This is a genomic window from Sporosarcina luteola, assembly GCF_023715245.1.
GTDB classification, from domain to species: Bacteria; Bacillota; Bacilli; order Bacillales_A; family Planococcaceae; genus Sporosarcina; species Sporosarcina luteola_C.
On record NZ_JAMBNV010000001.1, the window covers coordinates 1,110,355 to 1,132,111 of the forward strand.

At 44.9% G+C, this 21,757-nt stretch carries 16 protein-coding genes and 1 other annotated feature; of the genes, 11 read left to right on the top strand and 5 right to left on the bottom strand.

The window, feature by feature from the left end; genetic code table 11:
* Nucleotides 1-130 precede the first annotated feature (130 nt).
* From M3152_RS05180 to M3152_RS05210, 7 genes are all read left to right on the top strand, one after another.
* Nucleotides 131-646, top strand: coding sequence for a hypothetical protein (locus M3152_RS05180; protein ID WP_251694126.1), 516 nt, complete (start codon nt 131-133; stop codon nt 644-646).
* A 61-nt stretch (nt 647-707) separates the two neighbouring features.
* On the top strand, nt 708-1,535 hold the full coding sequence (locus M3152_RS05185) for a DUF1444 domain-containing protein (protein WP_410055860.1): 828 nt from the start codon (nt 708-710) through the stop codon (nt 1,533-1,535).
* Nucleotides 1,532-2,137: a YtpR family tRNA-binding protein gene (ytpR, locus tag M3152_RS05190; RefSeq protein WP_251694128.1), complete on the top strand. Its 606-nt coding sequence runs from the start codon at nt 1,532-1,534 to the stop codon at nt 2,135-2,137. The genes M3152_RS05185 and ytpR overlap by 4 nt, the downstream gene beginning before the upstream one ends.
* Nucleotides 2,138-2,251: 114 nt before the next feature.
* A complete protein-coding gene (locus M3152_RS05195) occupies nt 2,252-4,915 on the top strand; it encodes a DNA translocase FtsK (protein WP_251694129.1) in 2,664 nt (887 codons plus the stop codon).
* Between the two features lie 124 nt (nt 4,916-5,039).
* Nucleotides 5,040-6,353, top strand: a complete 1,314-nt coding sequence (gene murC, locus M3152_RS05200; RefSeq protein WP_251694130.1) for a UDP-N-acetylmuramate--L-alanine ligase — start codon at nt 5,040-5,042, stop codon at nt 6,351-6,353.
* 313 nt (nt 6,354-6,666) lie between these two features.
* Nucleotides 6,667-7,152 (top strand): DUF948 domain-containing protein, encoded by a 486-nt coding sequence (locus M3152_RS05205; RefSeq protein ID WP_251694131.1) that lies wholly within the window; start codon nt 6,667-6,669, stop codon nt 7,150-7,152.
* Between the two features lie 37 nt (nt 7,153-7,189).
* A complete protein-coding gene (locus tag M3152_RS05210; RefSeq protein ID WP_251694132.1) occupies nt 7,190-7,828 on the top strand; it encodes a YtxH domain-containing protein in 639 nt (212 codons plus the stop codon).
* A 60-nt stretch (nt 7,829-7,888) separates the two neighbouring features.
* Here M3152_RS05210 and M3152_RS05215 read toward each other — a convergent pair whose 3' ends face one another.
* Nucleotides 7,889-9,958 (bottom strand): cell division protein FtsA, encoded by a 2,070-nt coding sequence (locus M3152_RS05215; protein ID WP_435371927.1) that lies wholly within the window; start codon nt 9,956-9,958, stop codon nt 7,889-7,891.
* A gap of 222 nt (nt 9,959-10,180) precedes the next feature.
* Between M3152_RS05215 and M3152_RS05220 the strand changes: the two genes are divergently transcribed.
* Nucleotides 10,181-11,263, top strand: a complete 1,083-nt coding sequence (locus M3152_RS05220) for a bifunctional 3-deoxy-7-phosphoheptulonate synthase/chorismate mutase (protein ID WP_251694133.1) — start codon at nt 10,181-10,183, stop codon at nt 11,261-11,263.
* A 231-nt stretch (nt 11,264-11,494) separates the two neighbouring features.
* Entirely contained in the window at nt 11,495-12,493 is a 999-nt protein-coding gene (ccpA, locus tag M3152_RS05225) for a catabolite control protein A (RefSeq protein ID WP_251694134.1), read from the top strand.
* Nucleotides 12,494-12,582: 89 nt separating this feature from the next.
* Here the strand turns inward: ccpA and M3152_RS05230 are convergent, their stop codons facing one another.
* From M3152_RS05230 to M3152_RS05240, 3 genes are read right to left on the bottom strand one after another with little or no spacing between them, the layout of a single operon-like run.
* The gene (locus tag M3152_RS05230; RefSeq protein WP_251694135.1) at nt 12,583-13,740 is read right to left on the bottom strand and encodes an acetoin utilization protein AcuC; all 1,158 of its coding nucleotides are present in this window, start codon (nt 13,738-13,740) and stop codon (nt 12,583-12,585) included.
* Nucleotides 13,740-14,387, bottom strand: a complete 648-nt coding sequence (locus tag M3152_RS05235) for an acetoin utilization AcuB family protein (RefSeq protein ID WP_251694136.1) — start codon at nt 14,385-14,387, stop codon at nt 13,740-13,742. The genes M3152_RS05230 and M3152_RS05235 overlap by 1 nt, the downstream gene beginning before the upstream one ends.
* A 15-nt stretch (nt 14,388-14,402) precedes the next feature.
* Complete coding sequence (locus tag M3152_RS05240) at nt 14,403-15,035, bottom strand: GNAT family N-acetyltransferase (RefSeq protein WP_251694137.1); 633 nt, start codon at nt 15,033-15,035, stop codon at nt 14,403-14,405.
* Between the two features lie 179 nt (nt 15,036-15,214).
* Here M3152_RS05240 and acsA point away from each other — a divergent pair, with 179 nt between their 5' ends.
* Nucleotides 15,215-16,933 (top strand): acetate--CoA ligase, encoded by a 1,719-nt coding sequence (gene acsA, locus M3152_RS05245; protein WP_251694138.1) that lies wholly within the window; start codon nt 15,215-15,217, stop codon nt 16,931-16,933.
* Between the two features lie 56 nt (nt 16,934-16,989).
* Here acsA and M3152_RS05250 read toward each other — a convergent pair whose 3' ends face one another.
* Nucleotides 16,990-19,998 carry a transglycosylase domain-containing protein gene (locus M3152_RS05250; protein ID WP_251694139.1) on the bottom strand — a complete coding sequence of 1,003 codons (3,009 nt, stop codon included), beginning with the start codon at nt 19,996-19,998 and terminating at the stop codon, nt 16,990-16,992.
* 216 nt (nt 19,999-20,214) lie between these two features.
* Nucleotides 20,215-20,420: a binding site (T-box leader), on the top strand.
* 52 nt (nt 20,421-20,472) lie between these two features.
* Between M3152_RS05250 and tyrS the strand changes: the two genes are divergently transcribed.
* Nucleotides 20,473-21,738: a tyrosine--tRNA ligase gene (gene tyrS / locus M3152_RS05255; protein WP_251694140.1), complete on the top strand. Its 1,266-nt coding sequence runs from the start codon at nt 20,473-20,475 to the stop codon at nt 21,736-21,738.
* The last annotated feature ends 19 nt before the right edge of the window (nt 21,739-21,757 follow it).

The following is a 21,757-nucleotide window of genomic DNA, read 5'->3' on the forward strand; positions in this document are numbered from 1 at the left end:
GTGACATCCGCCGGAGGTTTTACCTTTATTAAGTTAAACAAAGTTAAACCGCTTGATTTGCATATAGGTGCGATAATCTATAAAATAGGTAGCGGTAAATGAATAAAAATGTACGATTGGAGGAAGCTGAATGTTCCGCTTCTGGAAATTCTTATTCCTGGCACTCCTATCCATACTAGTATTAGCCGCGTGTGGTAAAACGTTTGAGGAACAAGCTGCCGAGGCAATCGCAGCTGCGAAAGAAGCTTTTCAATTACATGATAAACATGTGAATGATGAAGTACATGGCGTTTCATTATATAAACCGGCAGGATTTTCGATAGACGAGAAATCCGATGCCCACAATATCGTATTGAAAAAGGGCGACGAAACATTCCTCCTTTTCATTAATCCGAATGAGTCCAGGGATAGCAGGCTCTTTTACGAACTGTCTATCAAGACGGAGGACAAAGAGCGGTTTGAGGAAGTGTTCACCGAAGATGGATATTTCGGTTTTTCCTCTGTTCTCAGAAAAGGCGAAGATCAGGCGGAGCTCATTGCCAGCGTCGGTGGAATAAAGATAACGACCATTACGAAAAACAAAAATATTGAAGCGAATATGGGCAAGATGATGGAAATTGTACGTTCCATCGATCAAGGCTCATAAGTATAAACTTTCGGTCACCCGGCGCAGTTGCGGCGAGCGGCCGTTTATTTTTGAAGAAAGGGTGAAGTTAGTGAATTCACAAAAGCTAGTGGAACTATTAAAAGAGCATCTGCCGTCCGAACATTTCCAATGGCGTTTCGATCGGAAAACGGATAAGGTTCGATTGGAGCATTCGATACTGAAAAAAGGGATGGATATTTCCTTGCCGGAAATCCTTGCTAAATATGAAACTAAACAAGAAGCTGCCATTAATGAAGTCGTCTATACGATTGGCGAAACTTTTAAAGCAATGGAAAAAGAGCAGACGGAAGGGTTTGTGAAAGAAAATGCAATCTACCCGGTCATCCGCTCGACTTCTTTTCCGCAAACTTCAAAAGCGGGGGATCGCTTCATAGCGAAAGATCATACGGCGGAAACGAGAATCTTCTATGCGCTCGACTTGGGCACGACGTACCGTCTCATTGATGAATCGATGCTCGATTCCATCGGTATGACGGAGTCGGAAATTATGGAATCAGCTCTATTTAAAGTGAGATCATTACCGACGAATATGAAGAAGGATGAAGTGGCGGGAAATCTGTTCTATTTCGTCAATAACAATGACGGATACGATGCAAGCCGTATATTGAATCACACCTTCCTAAAGGAAATGGAAGCGGAAATCGAAGGGCATATGACCGTCTCGGTACCTCACCAGGACGTTTTGATCATTGGTGATATTCGGAACGATACGGGGTATGACGTGCTTGCCCAAATGACGATGCAATTTTTCACGGTAGGGGCAGTGCCTGTCACCTCCTTGTCATTCATCTATGAAGATGGTAAATTAGAACCGATTTTCATTATGGCGAAAAATCGGGTTGCCCGGAAGGAAGGTAGAAAGAAATGAATATTTTTTACAATCAAAACGGAGTTGGCGATGTACTCCTCGTTCAAATGACGACAGAACGTCCGGAAGATAGGACAATTGAAAGCAAAAAGGATATCACACTTATCAAAGATGCAACAACAGATAAAGTCGTAGCATTCAACGTCTTCCGTGCTTCGAACTATGTGAAACCGGAAAATGAAGGACAACTTGAAACGACTGAAGAGATTGTCAGTCAACTGCAAGAGGCACTTAAATCGAATGGTGTGGAGTTTGAATTAGATGTGGATTTCTCACCGAAGTTCGTTGTCGGTCACGTTGTAGCAAAAGAAAAACACCCGAATGCAGATAAATTAAGCGTGTGCAAGGTGGATGTCGGAGATGAAACCTTGCAAATCGTCTGCGGAGCGCCCAATGTCGAAGAGGGGCAAAAGGTCGTCGTAGCAAAAGTGGGGGCTGTCATGCCATCGGGAATGGTCATAAGAGATGCAGAGCTTAGAGGTATCGACTCATCAGGTATGATCTGTTCAGCAAAAGAGCTTGGCATTCCAGACGCTCCTACTGAAAAAGGGATTATGGTCCTTGCTGAAGACGCAACGCCTGGTGAACCTTTTATAGCTTGATTTTGAAAAACGTACTGTCCAAAGCGGTACGTTTTTCTTATTTTGGCCATCTGATTGATTTAATAGATGAAAACCTGCTAAAATAGAATGATCGACTTGAAAAGAGTGATAGATTTGACTTGGATTAAAAAAATGATGAACCGTATATTTGAAGCAGATAAAAATGAAGAATTTGAAGAAGCTTTTGAGGATATTGAGTATGAAGAACAAATAGAGAAAGACCAAACCAAAACCGAAAAACCGGCTTTCCGTTTTCCAATCATAACCGATGCCGAAATCTATGGATGGGAACCGGATCCGGAAAACGAGCGAAGAAAAGCGGATAACTTAATCACTGAACTTGATGACGATGATTTCACACCTGTGCCGTTATATAAAAATGATAGATGGCCAGGGGGAAATGAGAAACCGACTATTCATCGGGCGACCGCCCCATTGAAATACAATACAAAACAAGAATCGAACTCAGTGCCGTCACCTAAAGCGAGAACGGTGAAAGCTGACGAAACAGAGACGAACAAAAAAACAATTATACAGAAACGAAGTAACCGTCCGTTCACTCCTACGGAAGTGCCATCACCCGTTTATGGCTATTCAAGGCCGAAGATAGACCGGTTTGAGGACCATCAACTGGGAGATAGGAAAGAGGCAACTGAAGAAAATCCGATTCCATCTCGGGTTGAATCGGAATATGAACAAAAAAAGGCCGAACCAATCAATGAACAATCAATGGCAGATGATGAAATTCATCGCATTGATTTAGAGGAACATGCACATACTTCGGGTAAAGAAAAGTTTGCTGAGACGAAAATTGATGAATTTGTAGAAACGGAATCCACTGAGCCTGTTGAGCGGGAAATCGAAACGGAATCCACTCAGCCTGATGAGCGGGAAATTGAAACGGAATCCACTGAACCTGATGAGCAGGAAATCGAAATGGAACCGACTGCCGCTGAGCTTGTAGGTCAATTCAGTGAAACACCTAATCCGACAGTAAAAGAAGAGTTTGAGGCTTCTGATGATCCCGAACTGATAATAGCTGAAGAGGAAATTCCTGCATCTATTGAAGAATCAATGATTGAGGAAATGATAGAGACTTCATCTTCGGAACCGGTGATTGAAGAAGTGAATGAGCCTGAACGAATTCACGAACAGAAGAAAGAAAGAATCGTGCCTTTTAATGTCCTTATGTTGAAAAATGATAAGCTGAAATACGAGGAACGTGCAAAAAAAGCTAGCAGCCAGTCGGCCTTTGATTCCACAAAAAACGATTCGATTCGAACCGAACCGATTCAAGAAATTACAAAACCGAATGAACCTACCGAAGGCCTGGAAGAACAACCTTATTATGCATTCCCTTCGAAAGACTTTCTTATTCAGCCCGAAGAGCATGTAGAAGACACGGAATGGCTACAATCCCAATCTGAAAAGTTGGAGGAGGCACTTTCCTATTTTGCCGTGCAGGCAAATGTCATTGAGGCCGTGCAAGGACCGACCGTCACGAGATTCGAGTTAACGGTGGGGCACGGAACGAAAGTGAGCAAGGTTAGAAATCTGACTGACGACTTAAAATTGGCACTCGCCGCGGAAGACATCCGAATTCAAGCACCGATTCCGGGGACCAGCTCCATTGGAATCGAGATCCCGAACCGGAAGCCGAGAGCCGTCCGGATTTCGGAAGTGATTGAAACGAAACGCTTTCAAGATTCGGAATCACCTTTGGAGGCGGTGCTTGGACTTAGTCTGACGGGTGAACCTGTGACATTGGATTTGCGGAAGATGCCACATGGAATGATTGCCGGTGCAACAGGATCCGGTAAATCGGTGTGCATCAATTCGATCTTGATCAGTCTATTGTATAAAGCGTCACCAACGGATCTGAAAATGCTGCTCATCGATCCGAAAATGGTGGAGCTTGCGCCGTTCAACGGGATTCCTCATTTATTGAGCCCCGTCATCACCGATGTGAAAGCTGCGACTGCTGCATTGAAATGGGCGGTCGGAGAAATGGAACGCCGCTATGAACTGTTTGCACATGTCGGCGCTAGAAATATTGAGCGTTATAATGAGATGGCAGAAAAGGACCGTAAATTCTCTCTGAAGATGCCATATCTACTCATCGTCATAGATGAGCTTGCGGACTTGATGATGATGGCGCCAGCAGACGTCGAAGTATCGATCAGCCGGATCACCCAAAAGGCAAGAGCTTGTGGAATCCATTTGATCATTGCTACACAACGCCCATCCGTCGATGTCATTACCGGGACGATCAAGGCGAATGTTCCGACACGCATAGCATTTGCTGTTTCATCCCAGATCGACTCCCGGACAATTATCGATACACCGGGAGCTGAAAGGCTGCTAGGGAAAGGCGACATGCTTTATCTCGGAAGCGGTCAATCTTCAGCGGTGCGCTTGCAAGGGACATTTGTCACGGATGCTGAAATTGAACGTATAATAGAACACGTTCAGAACGAAGCGGAGCCGAATTATTTGTTCGGTCAAGAGGATTTATTGGCAAACACAATGGAAGAAGAGGAAACGGATCCTTTATTTGCGGATGCCTGCGAATTCATTATCGATCAAGGCAGTGCTTCCACATCTTTATTGCAGCGGAACTTCAGTATCGGTTATAATCGTGCCGCTAAATTGATGGACCGAATGGAAAAACTAGGTTTCATTTCCGAGCAAAGGGGAAGTAAGGCACGAGAAGTCTATTTAACAAAAAGTGAGCTTGATTATTTCTTGAATGGCAATGAAAAGCCAAATGATATGTGAAAACATGATTGACGATTCAAAGGAATCGGGAATAGAGAATAATAAAAATGAGTGGGGAATTAGCGATACGAATCAGCTGAAGAACCAGAATGTGGGAACAGTTTTGATCCCGGGAGGTTGCATTATGACATTGTACCATTTTATAGGAATCAAAGGATCGGGGATGAGTTCCCTTGCACAGATCCTTCACGATTCATCTTATGCCGTGCAAGGTTCGGATGTGGAGAAATATTTCTTTACGGAGGATCCGTTGCATGAAAGAAAAATAACGATTTTACCTTTTGATGAAAATAATATTAAGACCGGAATGACTGTCATTGCAGGGAATGCGTTCCCAGACAGTCATCCCGAAATTGAAAGAGCACATGAGTTGGGCGTAGAAGTAATACGCTATCATGAATTTTTAGGCAACTACATGGAGAAATTCATTTCAGTAGGTGTTACGGGTTCCCATGGGAAGACATCAACGACCGGGTTGCTGGCGCATGTCCTTTCCGGGAATGCCCCGACATCCTTTCTCATCGGTGATGGCACGGGCAAAGGTGTTGAGGACAGTGAATACTTCGTTTTTGAAGCGTGCGAATACAAACGCCACTTCCTAGCATACGAGCCTGACTACGCTATCATGACAAATATCGATTTCGATCATCCGGACTATTTCAAGGATTTGGAAGACGTCTTGGATGCATTTGGCCAAATGGCTTTACGTGTGAAGAAGGCGATCATTGCTTGCGGTGATGATATTTATTTGCAGCAGATTAAAGCGAACGTCCCTGTCGTCTACTACGGATTTGATGAAGTGAATGACTTCTCTGCAAAAAACATCGTGAAATCCGAACAGGGTGCCACATTTGATGTCTATGTGCGAAATGAATTCTTCCATTCGTTCACAATAGCATTGGCGGGTGACCACGGAATTTTGAATTCTCTAGGCGTTATTGCATTATGCCATTATGAAGGAATTCCGGTTGCTGGCATCGAGGAGAGACTGGCTACATTTAATGGAGTCAAAAGACGTTTCACTGTTACAGAATCATACGGTCGGACGATTGTTGACGATTACGCCCATCATCCGACGGAGATCAAGGCGACGTTGCAATCCGCAAGGCAAAAGTATCCCGAAAAAGAAATTGTCGCGATTTTCCAACCGCATACGTTCACACGGACCGCGGCATTGCTGGAGCAATTCGCCGACAGTCTTTCTGCGGCCGATCATGTCTATTTATGTGACATCTTCGGTTCCGCGCGGGAAAAATCAGGCAATTTGACGATTAATGACCTCGTCGGCAAAATTCCTGGAGCACAACATCTGGAATTGGAGAACATCGAAGTCCTTGATAAGCATGGAAATGCAGTGTACCTATTCATGGGCGCTGGCGACATCCAAAAGTATTTGAACGTCTTCACCGAACATACGAAGAAAGAAGAAACAGCTTGATCCCACGGGTCGAGCTGTTTTTTTTATATATTCACGCATAAAATCCTTCAAACGCGCATAAATCCCTACAGTCAAGCATAACTCCTCTGAAAAGTCCAAAAATGTCCACAAAAGTCCATAAACACTCTCAAAAGTCCATAAAACAAACCAATTACGCATAAATTTGCATTCATAATATCCAGAAATAATTAATTTCGGGAAAAATGAAGGACATTTGCAAAGGATGTCGAAAAAGGTTAGAGTAGGCGAAGTTTATTTACCTACTATAAAGGGTAGAAATTACTTATGTATGTTTATTGGGAGGAGGATCGCCATGGAAGTATTACTTTACATTGCTGCAATAGTTGCCGCAATCGCATTTTTGATTTTATGTATCAGCCTTGCAATGACATTAGGTTCATTGAAAACGACATTACGAAGCGTTTCCGAAACATTGGATGGCTTGACGAACCAGTTGGAAGGGGTCACGTCTGAAACGACTGAACTTCTTCATAAGACAAATGCCCTTGCCGAGGATATTCAGCAGAAATCCGAAAAATTGAACTCTGTCGTTGATGCAGTGAAAGGGGTAGGAAGCTCTGTAAGCGACTTGAACAATTCAGTTCGCCGAGTCACCAATTCAATCACTGTCGAAGCAGAGAAGAACAGTGATAAAATAGCCCAAGTCGTTCAATGGAGCAACGTCGCTTTCGGCATTATCGGGAAAGTGAAAGATATGAAAACGGAAAGATCATCAGGCTGGACTGTCTATCAACCGGACAAGGGGCAGAAGCGTTTGCCGAGCCCGGACGGAAACTGATATCGGCGTGAGAAAAAAATGTACTGGAGGAATTCACATGACTGATAAACTAAAACCTAACTATAACGATGCACATTTTGATCACCAATATTATGGAAACCAGGAATACAAGAACACATTCGGGGAACCATCCCACTTGCCTGTCAACTATCCATACCGTTCCAATACGGATGATTTCTATGATGAAGACGACACTGGGGCAGGCAGCTTCCTGTTGGGAGCGCTCGTAGGAGGAGTTATCGGTGCAGCGGCGGCATTATTCCTCGCACCGAAGACGGGTAGGGAAATGCGCGACGATTTTTCGGAGCAGGCGGTTAACTTGAAGAATAAAGGAATCGAATTGAGTGCAGTTGCGAAGGATAAAGCAACGGAAATCACTTCCGTTGCAAAGGAGAAGACGGATGGCCTGACGAAATCAATTCAGGAGCAATCCGGACAGATTGTGGATAAAGTGAAATCGATGGCAAATAAAACGTCGGTCCCTATGGACGATGGAACAGCCTCTTCCGAAGGGGAGGAAGCAATCGATTTTGTAGGAACTACAACGGAACAGGACAAGCAAGCCGCTGAGGATGTAACAACAGGGAACAGTGATGTTTCCTATGACAATAGCGAGAACTTCGGAACAGAAAAGAATGTGAATCAAAACCACATTTCTGTCGAAAAAGAAAAGTGATATCAAAAGAGCCAGACAGCCCTTAATCAAGCGGCTGTCTGGCTTTTTATCATAGTTAGTTCACGAGTTAAATTTGATTTCTAATGCGTCCCCGCTAAAAATCGGATCATTGAATCCAATCGGTTCTCCATTGCGAAGCAACTGATAGGAAGTGGATACTGTCGTCGGCAATGAATAATCGACAAAAAGGAAGACATCGCTGAATAAAAATGGTCGGTGAACCGTTTCCGCTATCGTTAGCCGATCTCCAGAGTGTACAATGGCTGAATTATCTACTTGATGACCATTCAACAGAATAGAAGATCCGCTGTTCGTCATGGTCACGGGTTCCCCATTGAACGTAATGGAAGCTGTCGACTGAGTTGACTGATCCAGTGCAGAAATAACGTCTCCGACTGTCGGTGAAGAATGTAGTTCTATCCGGACTTCATCCCCATCGTTAAGAAGATGATCAGGCGGAACAGGCAAATTGTCAATAAAGAATTTAGTATTCCAGTTTTCCAAAACGACTCTTTTATTATTCATGTACACTTCAAAAAGACCGGAAGTTTCAATGTCGAGTTCCGAAAGTACGTCATTCAGTTTCGTTGAATGAGAATAAACGATTTGGTCCCTATCATTTATAATCGTATCGAGCCCAACCGGTATGCCATTGCAAACTATTTTTGGTAGTATCTTATGCATATTTCCATTAACATTCACTTTGATTGGAACAATGTCACCGATCAGTTCACGTATCGTAGCGGATGCATCTTTTCCATCCTTGCCTTGTTCTAATGTAATTACATCGTCATTCGAAATGAAATCTTTCGTACTTGCTGGATTACCGTTCAATAATATCGCAGCTGATCTGCCATGTTCACCAGGAATCGTCATGAGGCTGCCGTTCAAAGTAATCGACATTCCCATTCCCGGCTTGCCGTATAGTTGTCTTGCCTTAATATTTGCGGCAAGCAAAGCATCCCCGACTGTCATCTCTTTTAATTCAAATAAGCGGATTGTCTTTTCATTGACAATTACCGACATATAATGGATCGGTGCTCTTCTTGCTGCAATTGCAATGCCGATTGGCGTGACAAGTGCGGGGGTTGAAACGATGCCTTCTGACAAAGTGACATCAGACAATGCATCAAGTCCTCGGATACCGACACGGTTTTCAGGTAAATCGAGTCGGATGCTCAATTCCTTTGGTAGAAGAGGTGTGAGGCTACCTCCACCAACAACCATGACGGCTTGGGGAGATTTGCTATTATTGAGTCTTTTGATTTCATCAGCGATGCTCGATGCCAGCTTCTCGATTGCAGGCTTGATAATAGCAACTACTTCCGATGAAGGGACTTGCTGTTCGAATCCGAGTATATCCGAAATTGCAATCGATTCATCTGTTGAAAGTGCACGTTTTGCAATTTCAGCAACCGGGAAATCGAGAAGAAAATGGTTGCTTAGCGCTTCTGTAATTTCATCACCCGCAATCGGAACCATGCCGTATGAGACGACCGTATTATTATCCGTAATGGCGATATCGGATGTACCCGCCCCTATATCGACAAGTGCGACATTCAATCTGCGCATGGATGGGGGAATCAGTACATTAATGGCGGCAATCGGCTCGAGCGTCAATGCCTCCATTTCAAGGCCTGCCCGCTTCAACGCAGACAGGAGCGATTCGACGACGACACGGGGGAGGAATGTCGCAATAACTTCCGCAGTTGCTGACCTGCCTGCCTGATCGATCAGACTGCCGATTTCATCACCATCCAACTTGTAATGAAGAACCGAGTACCCTACACAATAATAATAATCGTCGGCAGTCGATGCAGTAGAAAGTAATTTCTGCTGGGCCTGTTGAACAGCAGCCAGTTCAAGCCGGTTAATATCCTCGGAAGTGAATAGGGGTTTCCCCGCAATTTCAATCGTCATGGAACCTTCCATCGTTTTCAATGCCCGACCTGCTGCGGCGACACTTACTCTCCCCAGCGTCCCATGGCGCTCCTCCAATATGGATTTGATTTCTGAAATGACAGTTGCTACGCTTACAATATTATGTATTTGCCCATCAATCATCGAGCGTTCCTTATGTTCAATTGTGACAAGATCGGCAACGTGGTAAATTCCGTCCTGTTCAGTCAAAATGATGCCCACAACAGAACGTGTACCGATATCAAGTGCGAAAAGTTTGTTCGACAGAATAATGCACCCCTTTTTCGTCAAATACTAACGAAATTAAACAATTTGTAAAAATGACGTGACTTTTCAAATACTTTTCATTATACTTAGTTCTATTATACAAAAATGTAACATAGATTTCCCACTTCGAAAAGGGAATGATGTGTGCGGGGAGGAGACATAACGATGAGACAAAATGATTTAGATCAGCTTCGTGTTCAGGTAGATGCGTTGAATACCAAAATATTGGACTTGATTAATGAAAGAACTTCTGTTGTCCAAGAAATTGGCAGAGTAAAGGAAAAGCAAGGTGTCAATAGATATGATCCAATCCGCGAAAGGGAAATGCTTAACGCTTTGGTTCAATCAAACAACGGACCGATTCCAAACGGGGTATTAGAACAAATCTTTAAAGGCATCTTCATGTCCGCCCTCGAAATTCAGGAAGATGAGCAACGCAATGCATTGCTTGTTTCCCGTGAGCGCAAGCCTGAAGATACGATTGTAGATGTGAACGGGCAAAAGATCGGGAATGGAGAACCGACTTTCATCTTTGGTCCTTGTGCTGTTGAATCATATGAACAAGTTCTTGCAGTTGCCCAATCCATCAAAGCAAAGGGTCTGACGATGCTAAGAGGCGGCGCTTATAAACCGCGTACATCCCCTTATGATTTCCAAGGCCTTGGACTTGAGGGCTTGAAAATATTGAAACGGGTCGCGGATGAAACAGGCTTGTCAATCGTGACAGAGATTATTACGCCTTCCCACCTGGAAGAAGCACTCGATTATATCGATGTGATTCAAATCGGAGCGCGCAATATGCAAAACTTTGAATTGCTGAAGGAAGCGGGCATGGCGAATAAACCAGTCCTTCTGAAGCGTGGATTGGCTGCAACAATTGATGAATTTATCAATGCGGCTGAATATATCATTTCCAAAGGGAATAGCCAGATCATGCTTTGTGAACGAGGAATCCGTACATATGAGCGGGCTACACGGAACACATTGGACATTTCGGCAGTTCCGATTTTAAAACAGGAAACGCATTTACCGGTATTCGTAGACGTTACTCACTCGACTGGCAGAAAAGACTTGTTGCTTCCGACTGCAAAAGCGGCAATTGCTGTCGGGGCGGACGGTGTCATGGCGGAAGTGCATCCTGATCCGGCTGTTGCTTTGTCCGATGCTGCACAGCAAATGGATATCAAACAGTTCGATGAGTTCTACGCTGAAATTCAAAGATTCATGAACACCCATCAAACAGTCTAACTTAATCCAGCCCTGGCAGGCTGGATTAAGTTAGACGCCTCCGGCGGATGTCACGGATTTTTTTAGAGGAGTTTATCGAGCTTGCTCGATAAAAATCCGGACGCAATTACGCCAAGGCGTAATTGACTACATTTGTATTATTCTATAAACAGCGCCGGACCTTTCAAGGATCCGGTGTTTTGTTTATAATGAAAGTAAGCGAATACATACTGATGGGAAGGAGATTCGTCAATGGCAATAACTATATATGATGTAGCGAGAGAAGCGAATGTTTCCATGGCTACTGTTTCTCGTGTTGTGAACGGCAACCAGAACGTAAAACCTGCAACACGCAAAAAGGTGCTTGAATGCATTGAACGACTTGGCTATCGCCCGAATGCCGTAGCGAGAGGGCTTGCTAGTAAGAAAACGACAACTGTCGGTGTCATCGTTCCAGATATTTCGAAAAGCTATTATGCCGAACTTTCACGCGGTATTGCGGATATTGCGACGATGTATGAATACAATATCATTCTGTCCAATTCGGATAAGCGGGCGACGAGGGAAATTGAGCTATTAGAAGATCATCTCGGAAAACAGGTTGATGGTCTCATCTTCATGAGCGATTCTCTGACAGATGAAATCCGGTCGGAAATGGCGACAGCGAACGTTCCGATTGTTTTGGCCGGTACATTGGGAGATAACACTGACTTGCCGACGGTGAACATAGACCATGAGGAAGCGGCCTATGAAGCGGTGAAGAAATTGATTGATAATGGACATGAACGGATCGTGCATGTTAGCGGTCCGATGTCGAGGGATATCAATCGGCTATGTAAGAAGGTAGGTTATGAGCGGGCAGTGAAGGAAGCTGGACTTCCTCTGTTTGAAGAATTTTTCATTGAAACGGATAATACGTATGATGATGCTTATGAAAAGTGGAAACTAATACGTAATCTTGAAGAGAAGCCGACCGCCATTTTTGCCGGCAATGATGAAATTGCTGTAGGTGTCTTAAATGGAATCAGGGATGATGGATTTTCGGTACCTGATGATTACGAAGTGATCTGTTTCCAGCATTCTTTGCTTTCGAGGGCAGTAAGGCCGCAATTAACTGCCATCATTGTCCCGTTATATGACTTGGGTGCAGTTTCGATGAGATTATTGACGAAACTGATGAACGGCGAGGAAGTCGATGATGTGAATGTCATCTTGCCGTACCATAAGGAAGAACGCCAGTCGACGAAATGATAAGCTGTTCCGGAGGGAAATTCCGGAACAGTTTTTTTCATTGGAAGGCTCAATTATTCGCTAAGCTCAAATCTCCTCACCTTGTCATGTTATGATCGTTGACTCCTCACCATATGTAATGCACGTTCAAGCATCTGAGCATTTTTCTCTGTTATTTCCGCCTTGCGAGGAATCGGCTCATACAACGGATTCGGATCCTGCCACGTTTCAATGAAAGGTACAGGGGATTCGTCCTGCCAAGCATTAAGCCATGCTTCAGGCAATTTACCCGTAGGAGCCGGCAGCTGTTTCATTGCTAGCCAAACATGAGCCCATGCCCTCGGGACGACCCGCCATATGTCATAGCCTCCACCGCCTACGGCAATCCATCTTCCGTCACAATAACGATCTGCGATTTCACGTGCAATGCGAGGTATTTCTTCATAAATTTTCATCGTTCCGTATAAATGGGTAAGGGGATCAAAATAATGAGCATCCGCTCCGTTTTGGGTCAAGATGACATCCGGCTTGAAAAAAGCGGCGACTTCCTCGATAGCCGTCTTGTAAATCTCAAGAAATGACTCGTCCTCCGTGAACGCATCAATTGGAAAATTAAATGAAGTCCCGTAGCCATCGCCATTTCCGCGTTCAGTAATAGCACCAGTCCCGGGAAAAAGGTATCGTCCTGTTTCATGTATGGAAAGCGTGCAGACATCCGGATCATCATAAAACGTCCATTGCACTCCATCGCCATGATGCGCGTCCGTGTCGATATACAGCACACGTGCACCGTATTTTTTTTGAATATATTTGATGGCGACTGAGCTGTCGTTATAGACGCAGAAGCCCGATGCTTTGCCCTGGAAGCCATGGTGGAGTCCGCCTCCTAAGTTCAAAGCGTATTTCGCTCTTCCTTCCATTACCTCATCGACTGCGGTCAACGTCCCCCCGACAAGCATCGCACTCGCTTCGTGCATGTTTGGGAATATTGGGGTGTCTTCGGTTCCGATGCCATATACGGAGCCGACTTCATCGCTTACGAGCCCCCGGCCAGCCCGTTTCACAATATCGATGAACTTCGAATCATGAACCAATAATAATTCCTCGTCGGTTGCAACCCTCGGAACAATTATTTCATCATCGGATATGGCATTACATTTCCTCAATAGATCCAACGTCAATACAATCCTCTTTTGATTGAATGGGTGAGTGTCCGAAAATGAATAGCCAAGTTGTTCTTCGGAATAAATGAATATAGCGTCTTTCATCATAGGTCAATGCCAGGTACATTCGGCCATAGAACTTCAAATCCATTAGCACGCAAACCATTTATGACAGTTAGCGGATTCATAGTCTTAACGCGAATGACAAGTATTTTATTATCTTCATTTTCCTTATCGGGATATACGAGAACACTTAGCACATTCAATCTATGTTGATGGAACACTTTTGAAACTTCAAAGAGGATGCCGGGTATATTCGGTACACGGACTTCGATCTGTGAGCCCGGCTGGTGAACTCCAGTCAATTCGATATACTTATACAGCAGATCCGTCTCTGTTATGATGCCGACAAGCTTTCCGCCCGAGACGATCGGAAGGCAGCCGATTTGGTTATCGTAAAAAATAATCGCCGCCTCTTCTACGAAATCCATCGGGTGTCCACTGATCGGATTTTTCGTCATGATTTCAGACAATGGAATGTTGTAAACGCTTGCATCACGAGAGTCGGAATACAGGGAAGGGACGACCTCTTTCAAATCACGGTCCGTTACGATGCCGACCAGCCCTTTATCATCCGAGACGATCGGAAGATGCCGGATTTTCTTTTTCTGCATGATTGTCAAAGCATCGCTAACGGTATGTTCAGGTGAAAGGGAGGAGACATCCCTTTTCATAATCTCTTCAATTAACACTAGAATAACCTCCCATCAATACATGAATCTATTCATGAAGCGAAGACTGTCGAACTGTTGAATCGATTCCTGATCCACCCTTTTGCCGATTCTTGCCATAAGGCAGTTCGCGGGATGTGAGCTGATTTCAGGGTCATCGGTCGCATAATATTCCAACCCGCCCGCATTCATCATCTTCTCCATCACTTTCCTGTATTCCCATACATTCAGTTTTGTCCCTTTTAAATCCCAGTGCCAATAGTATTCGGTTGTTAGAATAATATAGTCCTCCATTGCATCATCCATCATGGACACTTCGAGCAGCGCTTTTCCGACTCCGCCGCCCCTGTATTTCGGAATTACTTCAATGGCTCCCAATTCAATTAGATTTTCCATCTTGCCTTTCGACCATCTTTCCAGCGGATCGGGATACAAATATGTTGCATACCCGACGATTTGGTTCATATCACGGACGATGATGATTCGTCCTTCCGGGAGATCGGCGATTTCAATAAGTGCCTTGTGTTGCTGTTCAGGCGGTCTGAAGGATATCAAATGTTCATGGAATTCTAGGTTTGCCAATTCATTGCCGGGAATCGGGCCTTCAATGATCAAGTCGCCATTCTTATGTTTGACTTCCATCGCGTTATACGTTTTCCTATGTTCCAACCTACTCACCGTCCTACAATTAAATAGACCTTATTCACAGTATACAACAATTATCTCCAAGGCAAATAGCTTCTTGATAACAAATTAAACAACAATACTAAAAATATTAATTTATTAGCAAATAAAGAAATAATAATGTAGAATAATAGAGGTAAATGTTTGACGAAAGGGTGATAGGAATGGAAATCAATAACTTACCTGTAATGCAGGGGGATTATCAATTACAGGATTATGACCAAACAGCGAGGGATTTTAAATGGTCTGACGCAGAGAAGGAATTCAGCTGGCATGAAACCGGACTCATCAACATTGCGCACGAGGCTGTAGATCGTCATGCGAATTCCTATCGGAAAAACAAAGTGGCGCTCTTTTACAAAGATGCGTCGCGCAAAGAAGCATATACGTATAACGAACTGAAACGAATGTCCAATAAAGCTGCAAATGTACTGACGAACCATTCAACGTTAGAAAAAGGGGATCGGATATTCGTTTTTATGCCCCGTTCTCCTGAGTTGTATCTTGCAATACTGGGAGCATTGAAAATGGGGACGATTGTCGGGCCTCTCTTCGAAGCATTTATGGAAGGTGCGGTCTATGATAGGCTCTCCGACAGCGAAGCGAAAGCGATTGTTACGACTCCTGACTTGTTGGATAGGATCCCTGTAGACAAATTGCCTCATTTAAAAACAATCTTTTTAGTTGGCGGAAATATTGAAGAAGATGATAAGCATATAGATTTTAACAAACATTTGAAGAATGCGTCTTCCCACTTTAAAGTAGAGTGGCTGGATAAGGAGTCTCCGACGCTGCTCCATTATACGTCAGGCTCCACTGGTAAACCGAAAGGCGTTTTGCATGTGCAAGAAGCGATGGTGCAGCAGTTGCAGACGGCACGCTGGGTATTGGATTTGAAAGATGAGGATGTTTTTTGGTGTACCGCAGATCCGGGTTGGGTTACTGGGACAGCGTACGGGATCTTCGGACCGATGCTGGCCGGTGCGACATCACTGATCGTCGGCGGAAGATTTTCTACGGATAGCTGGTACGAATCCATTCAAGAGTACGGCGTAACGGTATGGTATAGTGCGCCGACTGCGTTCCGGATGTTAATGGGCGCGGGTGCAGGACCGTTGGAGAAATACGATCTTTCATCATTGCGCCATATTCTCTCAGTCGGGGAACCGTTGAACCCTGAAGTCATCCGTTGGGGGATGGAAGTGTTCAAGCTGCGGATCCACGACACTTGGTGGATGACGGAAACAGGGGCCCAAACAATCTGCAACTTCGGCTCGTTGCCGATTAAAATGGGGTCAATGGGGAAAGCCGTTCCGGGAATTGAAGCGGCGATTGTCGACGACCGGGGGCAAGTATTGCCGCCGAATCGAATGGGTAATTTGGCGATTAAAAAAGGTTGGCCAGCAATGATGCGTCAAATTTGGAATAACCCTGAGAAGTATGATTCCTATTTCTTGAATGATGAATGGTATGTTTCCGGGGATTCTGCCTATATGGACGAGGACGGTTATTTCTTCTTCCAAGGACGGGTCGATGATGTCATCATGACGAGCGGCGAACGAGTAGGACCATTCGAAGTGGAGAGCAAGCTCCTTGAGCATCCGGCGATTGTCGAGGCGGGAGTCATCGGGAAGCCCGATCCGGTCCGTGGTGAAATCATTAAGGCCTTCGTTGCCCTCCATGAAGGATATAAACCTTCCGAGGAATTGGAGAATGACATCAAGCAATTCGTCAAAAAGGAACTTGCCGCGCACGCTGCACCAAGGGAAATTGAATTTAAGGATAAGCTTCCGAAGACGAGAAGCGGAAAAATCATGCGCCGCGTGTTGAAGGCATGGGAACTGAATTTGCCGACAGGCGACTTATCGACGATGGAAGACTGATCATATATAAGGAAAGGGACTCCCGATTTTTTGGGAGTCCCTTTCCTATCTACATGTTAATTTTCATCATCATCATCGCCATCTGAAGGAGGTTTATTGCCTCCTCCGTTGTTGTTGCCGTTTCCGTTGTTTCCATTATTGCCATTTCCGTTTCCATTGTTACCAGTACCAGTACTTCCATCATCATTCCCACTGCCTTCATTGCCGTTTCCGTCATCTCCGCCATTGCCTTCATTCCCTGGAGGTATCGCGGGAGGTGTTTTCCCGTCATCCGGGGTTTCCGTAGTAGGTGGTGGCTCCGGGCTATCTACAATAACGATATTGGAGCCCCCTGATAACAGTCCGGTAATATCAACGGCTCTGACGTAATAATCCCCCGGGCCGACAGCGATCGAATTGGCGGATCCATCTCTGACGGTCGCAATGCGTTCATTGTTCCGGTACACATAATAACCGATCACGTCGTTTGAAGGGGACTCCGACCAAACCAACGTCGATCCATTAAGCGATGCGCTGACTCCTGCCGGTGCCGAATCATCGGCGTTAAAGGAAGCGCCAGATACAACGCCTGAAGCAAACACTGACATGGATGGGAACAGCTTCGAAGCATCTCCACCCCATGGTCCAAGCATGCGGTCAATGAATGCCTGGTTGACTCCTGTTCCGCCTGAGACGATAAATTCGGCAGGTGTAGAAGGTAGTGCCATGTAACGGCTGCCTTTGACGGAGACATAGGATGCATTGATAATGCTGTCATCGGGTTCTGTCGGAAGCATCGCTTTTGAATTGAACAAGTCTGATCTGACTAATCCAGCAGTTGTACATGCAGCTGATGGCGCCAGTCCGGAAATACCGCAGAAAGGTTTGGATACTACGCCTTCCGGTTGTTTGAAAGTGCTGCCTGCACCAATAATATCAGGTTTCAATTCATTCACTTTATTCATCATTCTGCCAAAGAGCATTGTCGTCCGTGTCGTCGGATGCATCGCACCGGACTTTCTGGTGTACAACTTGCGCTTTTGATCCTTATAGCCGAACCAGAGGCCCATCGAGACATTCGGATTGTACCCGACCAGCCAAGCGTCGCCGTATCCGTTCGTCGTCCCGGTTTTTGCTGCCAGGTCGGTTTTGAAATTCATGAATCCAGGCAATTGCTGTCCTGTGCCGCCAGGTTTTATAACATCTCTGAGCATATCTGTTACGATATATGATGTTTCAGGGCTAAACACGTCAACAGGTTCCGTCTTGTGTTCATACACGACATTTCCAGACATGTCTTCGATACGTTCTATGATGTAAGACTGGATGAACTTGCCGCCATTCGCGAAAGTGGCGAATGCGTTTGTATTCTCTTCAACGCTGACTCCTACATCCATTCCACCATATGAAACGGATAGATGGACGTGATCCCCCTCCGTGAGTTTGGTGAAGTTCATCTTCTCTAAAAACTCCGCTGGTCGTCGATCGACGATGTCCTTGTAAAGCCTTGCTGTCGGTAAGTTGAGGGATTCAGCTAATGCCTGTCTGGCTGGGATAATTCCATTTTCCACGTTAGCATTATAGTTCGTCGGTGCCCATGTTTTTCCGTTGTCCGGCACTTCGAATTTCACGTCGACGACAGGGCTTCCTGCGCCGATGACCCCATATTCAATTGCCGGAGCATAGACGAGAAGCGGTTTCATGGAAGATCCATTTTGTCTGAAAGCTCTTGTCGCATGATTCGTGTTCTCCAGATTATGGTCGCGTCCTCCTACAAAGGAGAGGATTCGTCCTGTGCTATTTTCGATCATAATGGCACCTACTTGCACGGGATCATCTTTCAGGATGATTTCGCCCGTACTGATATCCTCTTCCTCCCGTGTGTAAGTGAATCCGTAATGCTCAAATTCTTCTGCTACTTTATTCATTCCGTCGTAAAGATCTTTATCGATTGTCGAATAAATGCGGTACCCGCCCGTACGCATATCACGCTCCGCCAGGATTAGATATTTCTCTGCAAGTTTTTTCTCTTCAGCGAGGCGATCTGCATCGATACCATCTTTCTCAGCGAGGATCTGGGCTAATATATCCTTCGTGCGCTCTTGGATCTCTTGGGTCAAGTATGGATATCGCTCGGTCGCACGTTCAGTCTTTTTAGCAAAGTCCTTTGTGATGTCGTAGGCGATCGCTTCTTCATATTGCTTATCAGTAATATAGCCCGTTTCCTTCATACGGAAGAGGACAGTTTTCATTCGATCGATTCCTGGCTTGATATTTTCCTCTTTCTTTAAGCCGCCGCCATAATAGTTGCTCAGGAAAGGCGTATAAGCAAATGGTGCTTGCGGAATTCCCGCTATATATGCCGCTTGGGGTAAATTAAGTTCCTTTGCTTTCACACCGAAAATGCCTTCTGCAGCAGTTTCGATTCCCGCAATATTTTGTCCCATTGCATTTCTACCATATGGAATGATATTTAGGTAGGCTTCAAGTATCTCTTCTTTTTCCATGAAATGTTCGAGTCGCATGGCGAGCAGGATTTCTTTCGCCTTCCGTTCATAGGAGACTTCATTCGTCAAAATCTGGTTTTTGATAAGTTGTTGGGTGAGTGTTGAACCACCAGTCTGACTAGATGAATTCGTCACGTCTTGAAATAGTCCGCGGAAAATCGCTTTTGGGACGATTCCCTCATGCGATTCAAAATACTCGTCTTCCGTGGCCAAAACGGCATCGATGACAAATGGAGAAACATCCTTCAATGTCGTTTCCTTCCGTTCAATATCGGCATTTACTTTACCTAAATAAATGTCATTGGCAAAATAAATTTCAGATGTCTCCTCATAATTGAAGATGTCTCCCCGCATTTCAGCCTTGGAACGGAGCGGTTCTTTTGCGACGAGTGATGCAAAATAACCGGCACCGACTGAGGCGGCAAATACGCCAAGCGTCAGTCCGAAGACAAGGAAGAGGAGAAAGAGGTTCCAAATGACTCCCGAAGTGATGCGAATTCCTTTTGCCCAACCTTTTTTCTTTAGCGTTTCAAATTTTTCTTCTATGAGATCTATCCTGTTTTTACGTTTTTCACTCAAGTTTTCATCCCCCCTAAAATCCTTCCTATTATAGCACATTTCGTGGAATTCAATAGAAAATGTTTGACAAAGCGATAATTTAGACTACAATAAATCTATCCCGCATTAACTGGCAGCAAGACTCCCACTGGGGTGGGAGATCAACTCCCAGTAAATGCCCGATTGGTTCAACTAACACTCAGAACCCCACTGAGTGAAGTTTCACCTTATATCATTTTTCACATGGTGAGAAAGCCGGAGTAGGAACGGTCGATCCGTATAGAGAGGCAGCGGTTGGTGGAAGCTGTCCGGTACATCGTTTACGAATTACAGCTTTGGAGTGTGGCGCGTACGCGGCGTTAATGCGTCTTAAAGCGGAGAATTTATTTATTCTCAAGCCGGGTGGTACCGCGTTATTTGACTAAATGTCTAACGTCCCTGCATGATTCATTTGAATCGTGTAGGGGCTTTTTTTACATTATGGGAGGGATTTTAATGAAGAGCGTATTGTTGGAAGACTTAAAATGGAGAGGCCTGCTGTATCAGCAGACTGATGAGGAAGGCCTTGAGAAGGTATTGAATGAGGAAAAGATCTCGTTATATTGTGGCGTCGATCCGACAGCAGACAGCATGCATATCGGTCATATCGTCCCGTTATTGACATTGCGCCGTTTTGCATTGCATGGCCACCGTCCGATTTTGCTGGTGGGTGGTGCGACAGGGATGATCGGTGACCCATCTTTCCGTGCCGACGAACGTCAGCTTCTAACAGAAGAACAAGTGGATCAAAATGTGGCAGGACTTCGTAAGCAATTCGAAAGGTTATTCGACTTCAATGGTGAGAATGGCGCAGTCCTCGTCAACAATAATGACTGGATGGGCAACATGAGCGCCATCGATTTCCTTCGAGATTACGGAAAATTGCTTAGCGTCAATTATATGCTTGCAAAAGAGAACGTATCATCTAGGCTCGAAACGGGAATTTCTTTTACCGAGTTCTCTTATATGCTCATTCAAGGCCTTGATTTCAACCATTTGTACAATAATTATGGTTGCCGGGTTCAAATCGGCGGATCTGACCAATGGGGCAATATTACAACAGGCCTTGAAATCATCCGGAAGACGCATGAGGAAGAAGCGAAGGCATTCGGTATCACGATTCCGCTCGTTACGAAAGCGGATGGTACGAAGTTCGGTAAAACGGCAGGCGGCTCCGTCTGGTTGGATGCTGATAAAACATCCCCTTATGAGTTCTACCAATTTTGGATCAACACGGCTGACGCTGATGTCATCAAGTATTTAAAAATCTTCACCTTCATGTCCCGTGAAGAAATTGAAGCGTTGGAGGTTTCTGTCCAAGAGGAACCGCATTTACGGAAAGCGCAGCAAGCACTTGCAGAAGAAATGATGCGTCTCATCCACGGCCAGGATGCGCTTGAACAAGCAATCCGCATTTCAAAAGCATTATTCAGCGGAGATCTGAAGGCGTTGACAGTTGCAGAAATGAAAGACGCATTCAAGGATGTGCCGACAGCAGAACTCGAGAAGTCTGATAAAAACATTGTCGACTTCATCGTCGAAGCTGGTGTTTCTTCTTCCAAGCGACAAGCCCGTGAAGACGTGACAAACGGTGCCATTTCCTTGAATGGAGAAAAAGTGACGGATATCGCATATGAAGTCACTGCTGCAGACCGTTTGGACGATGCGTTTACAATCGTCCGCAGAGGGAAGAAAAACTATAAAATGGTGAAATTCATCTAACGTAAAAGGCCATCCTTTG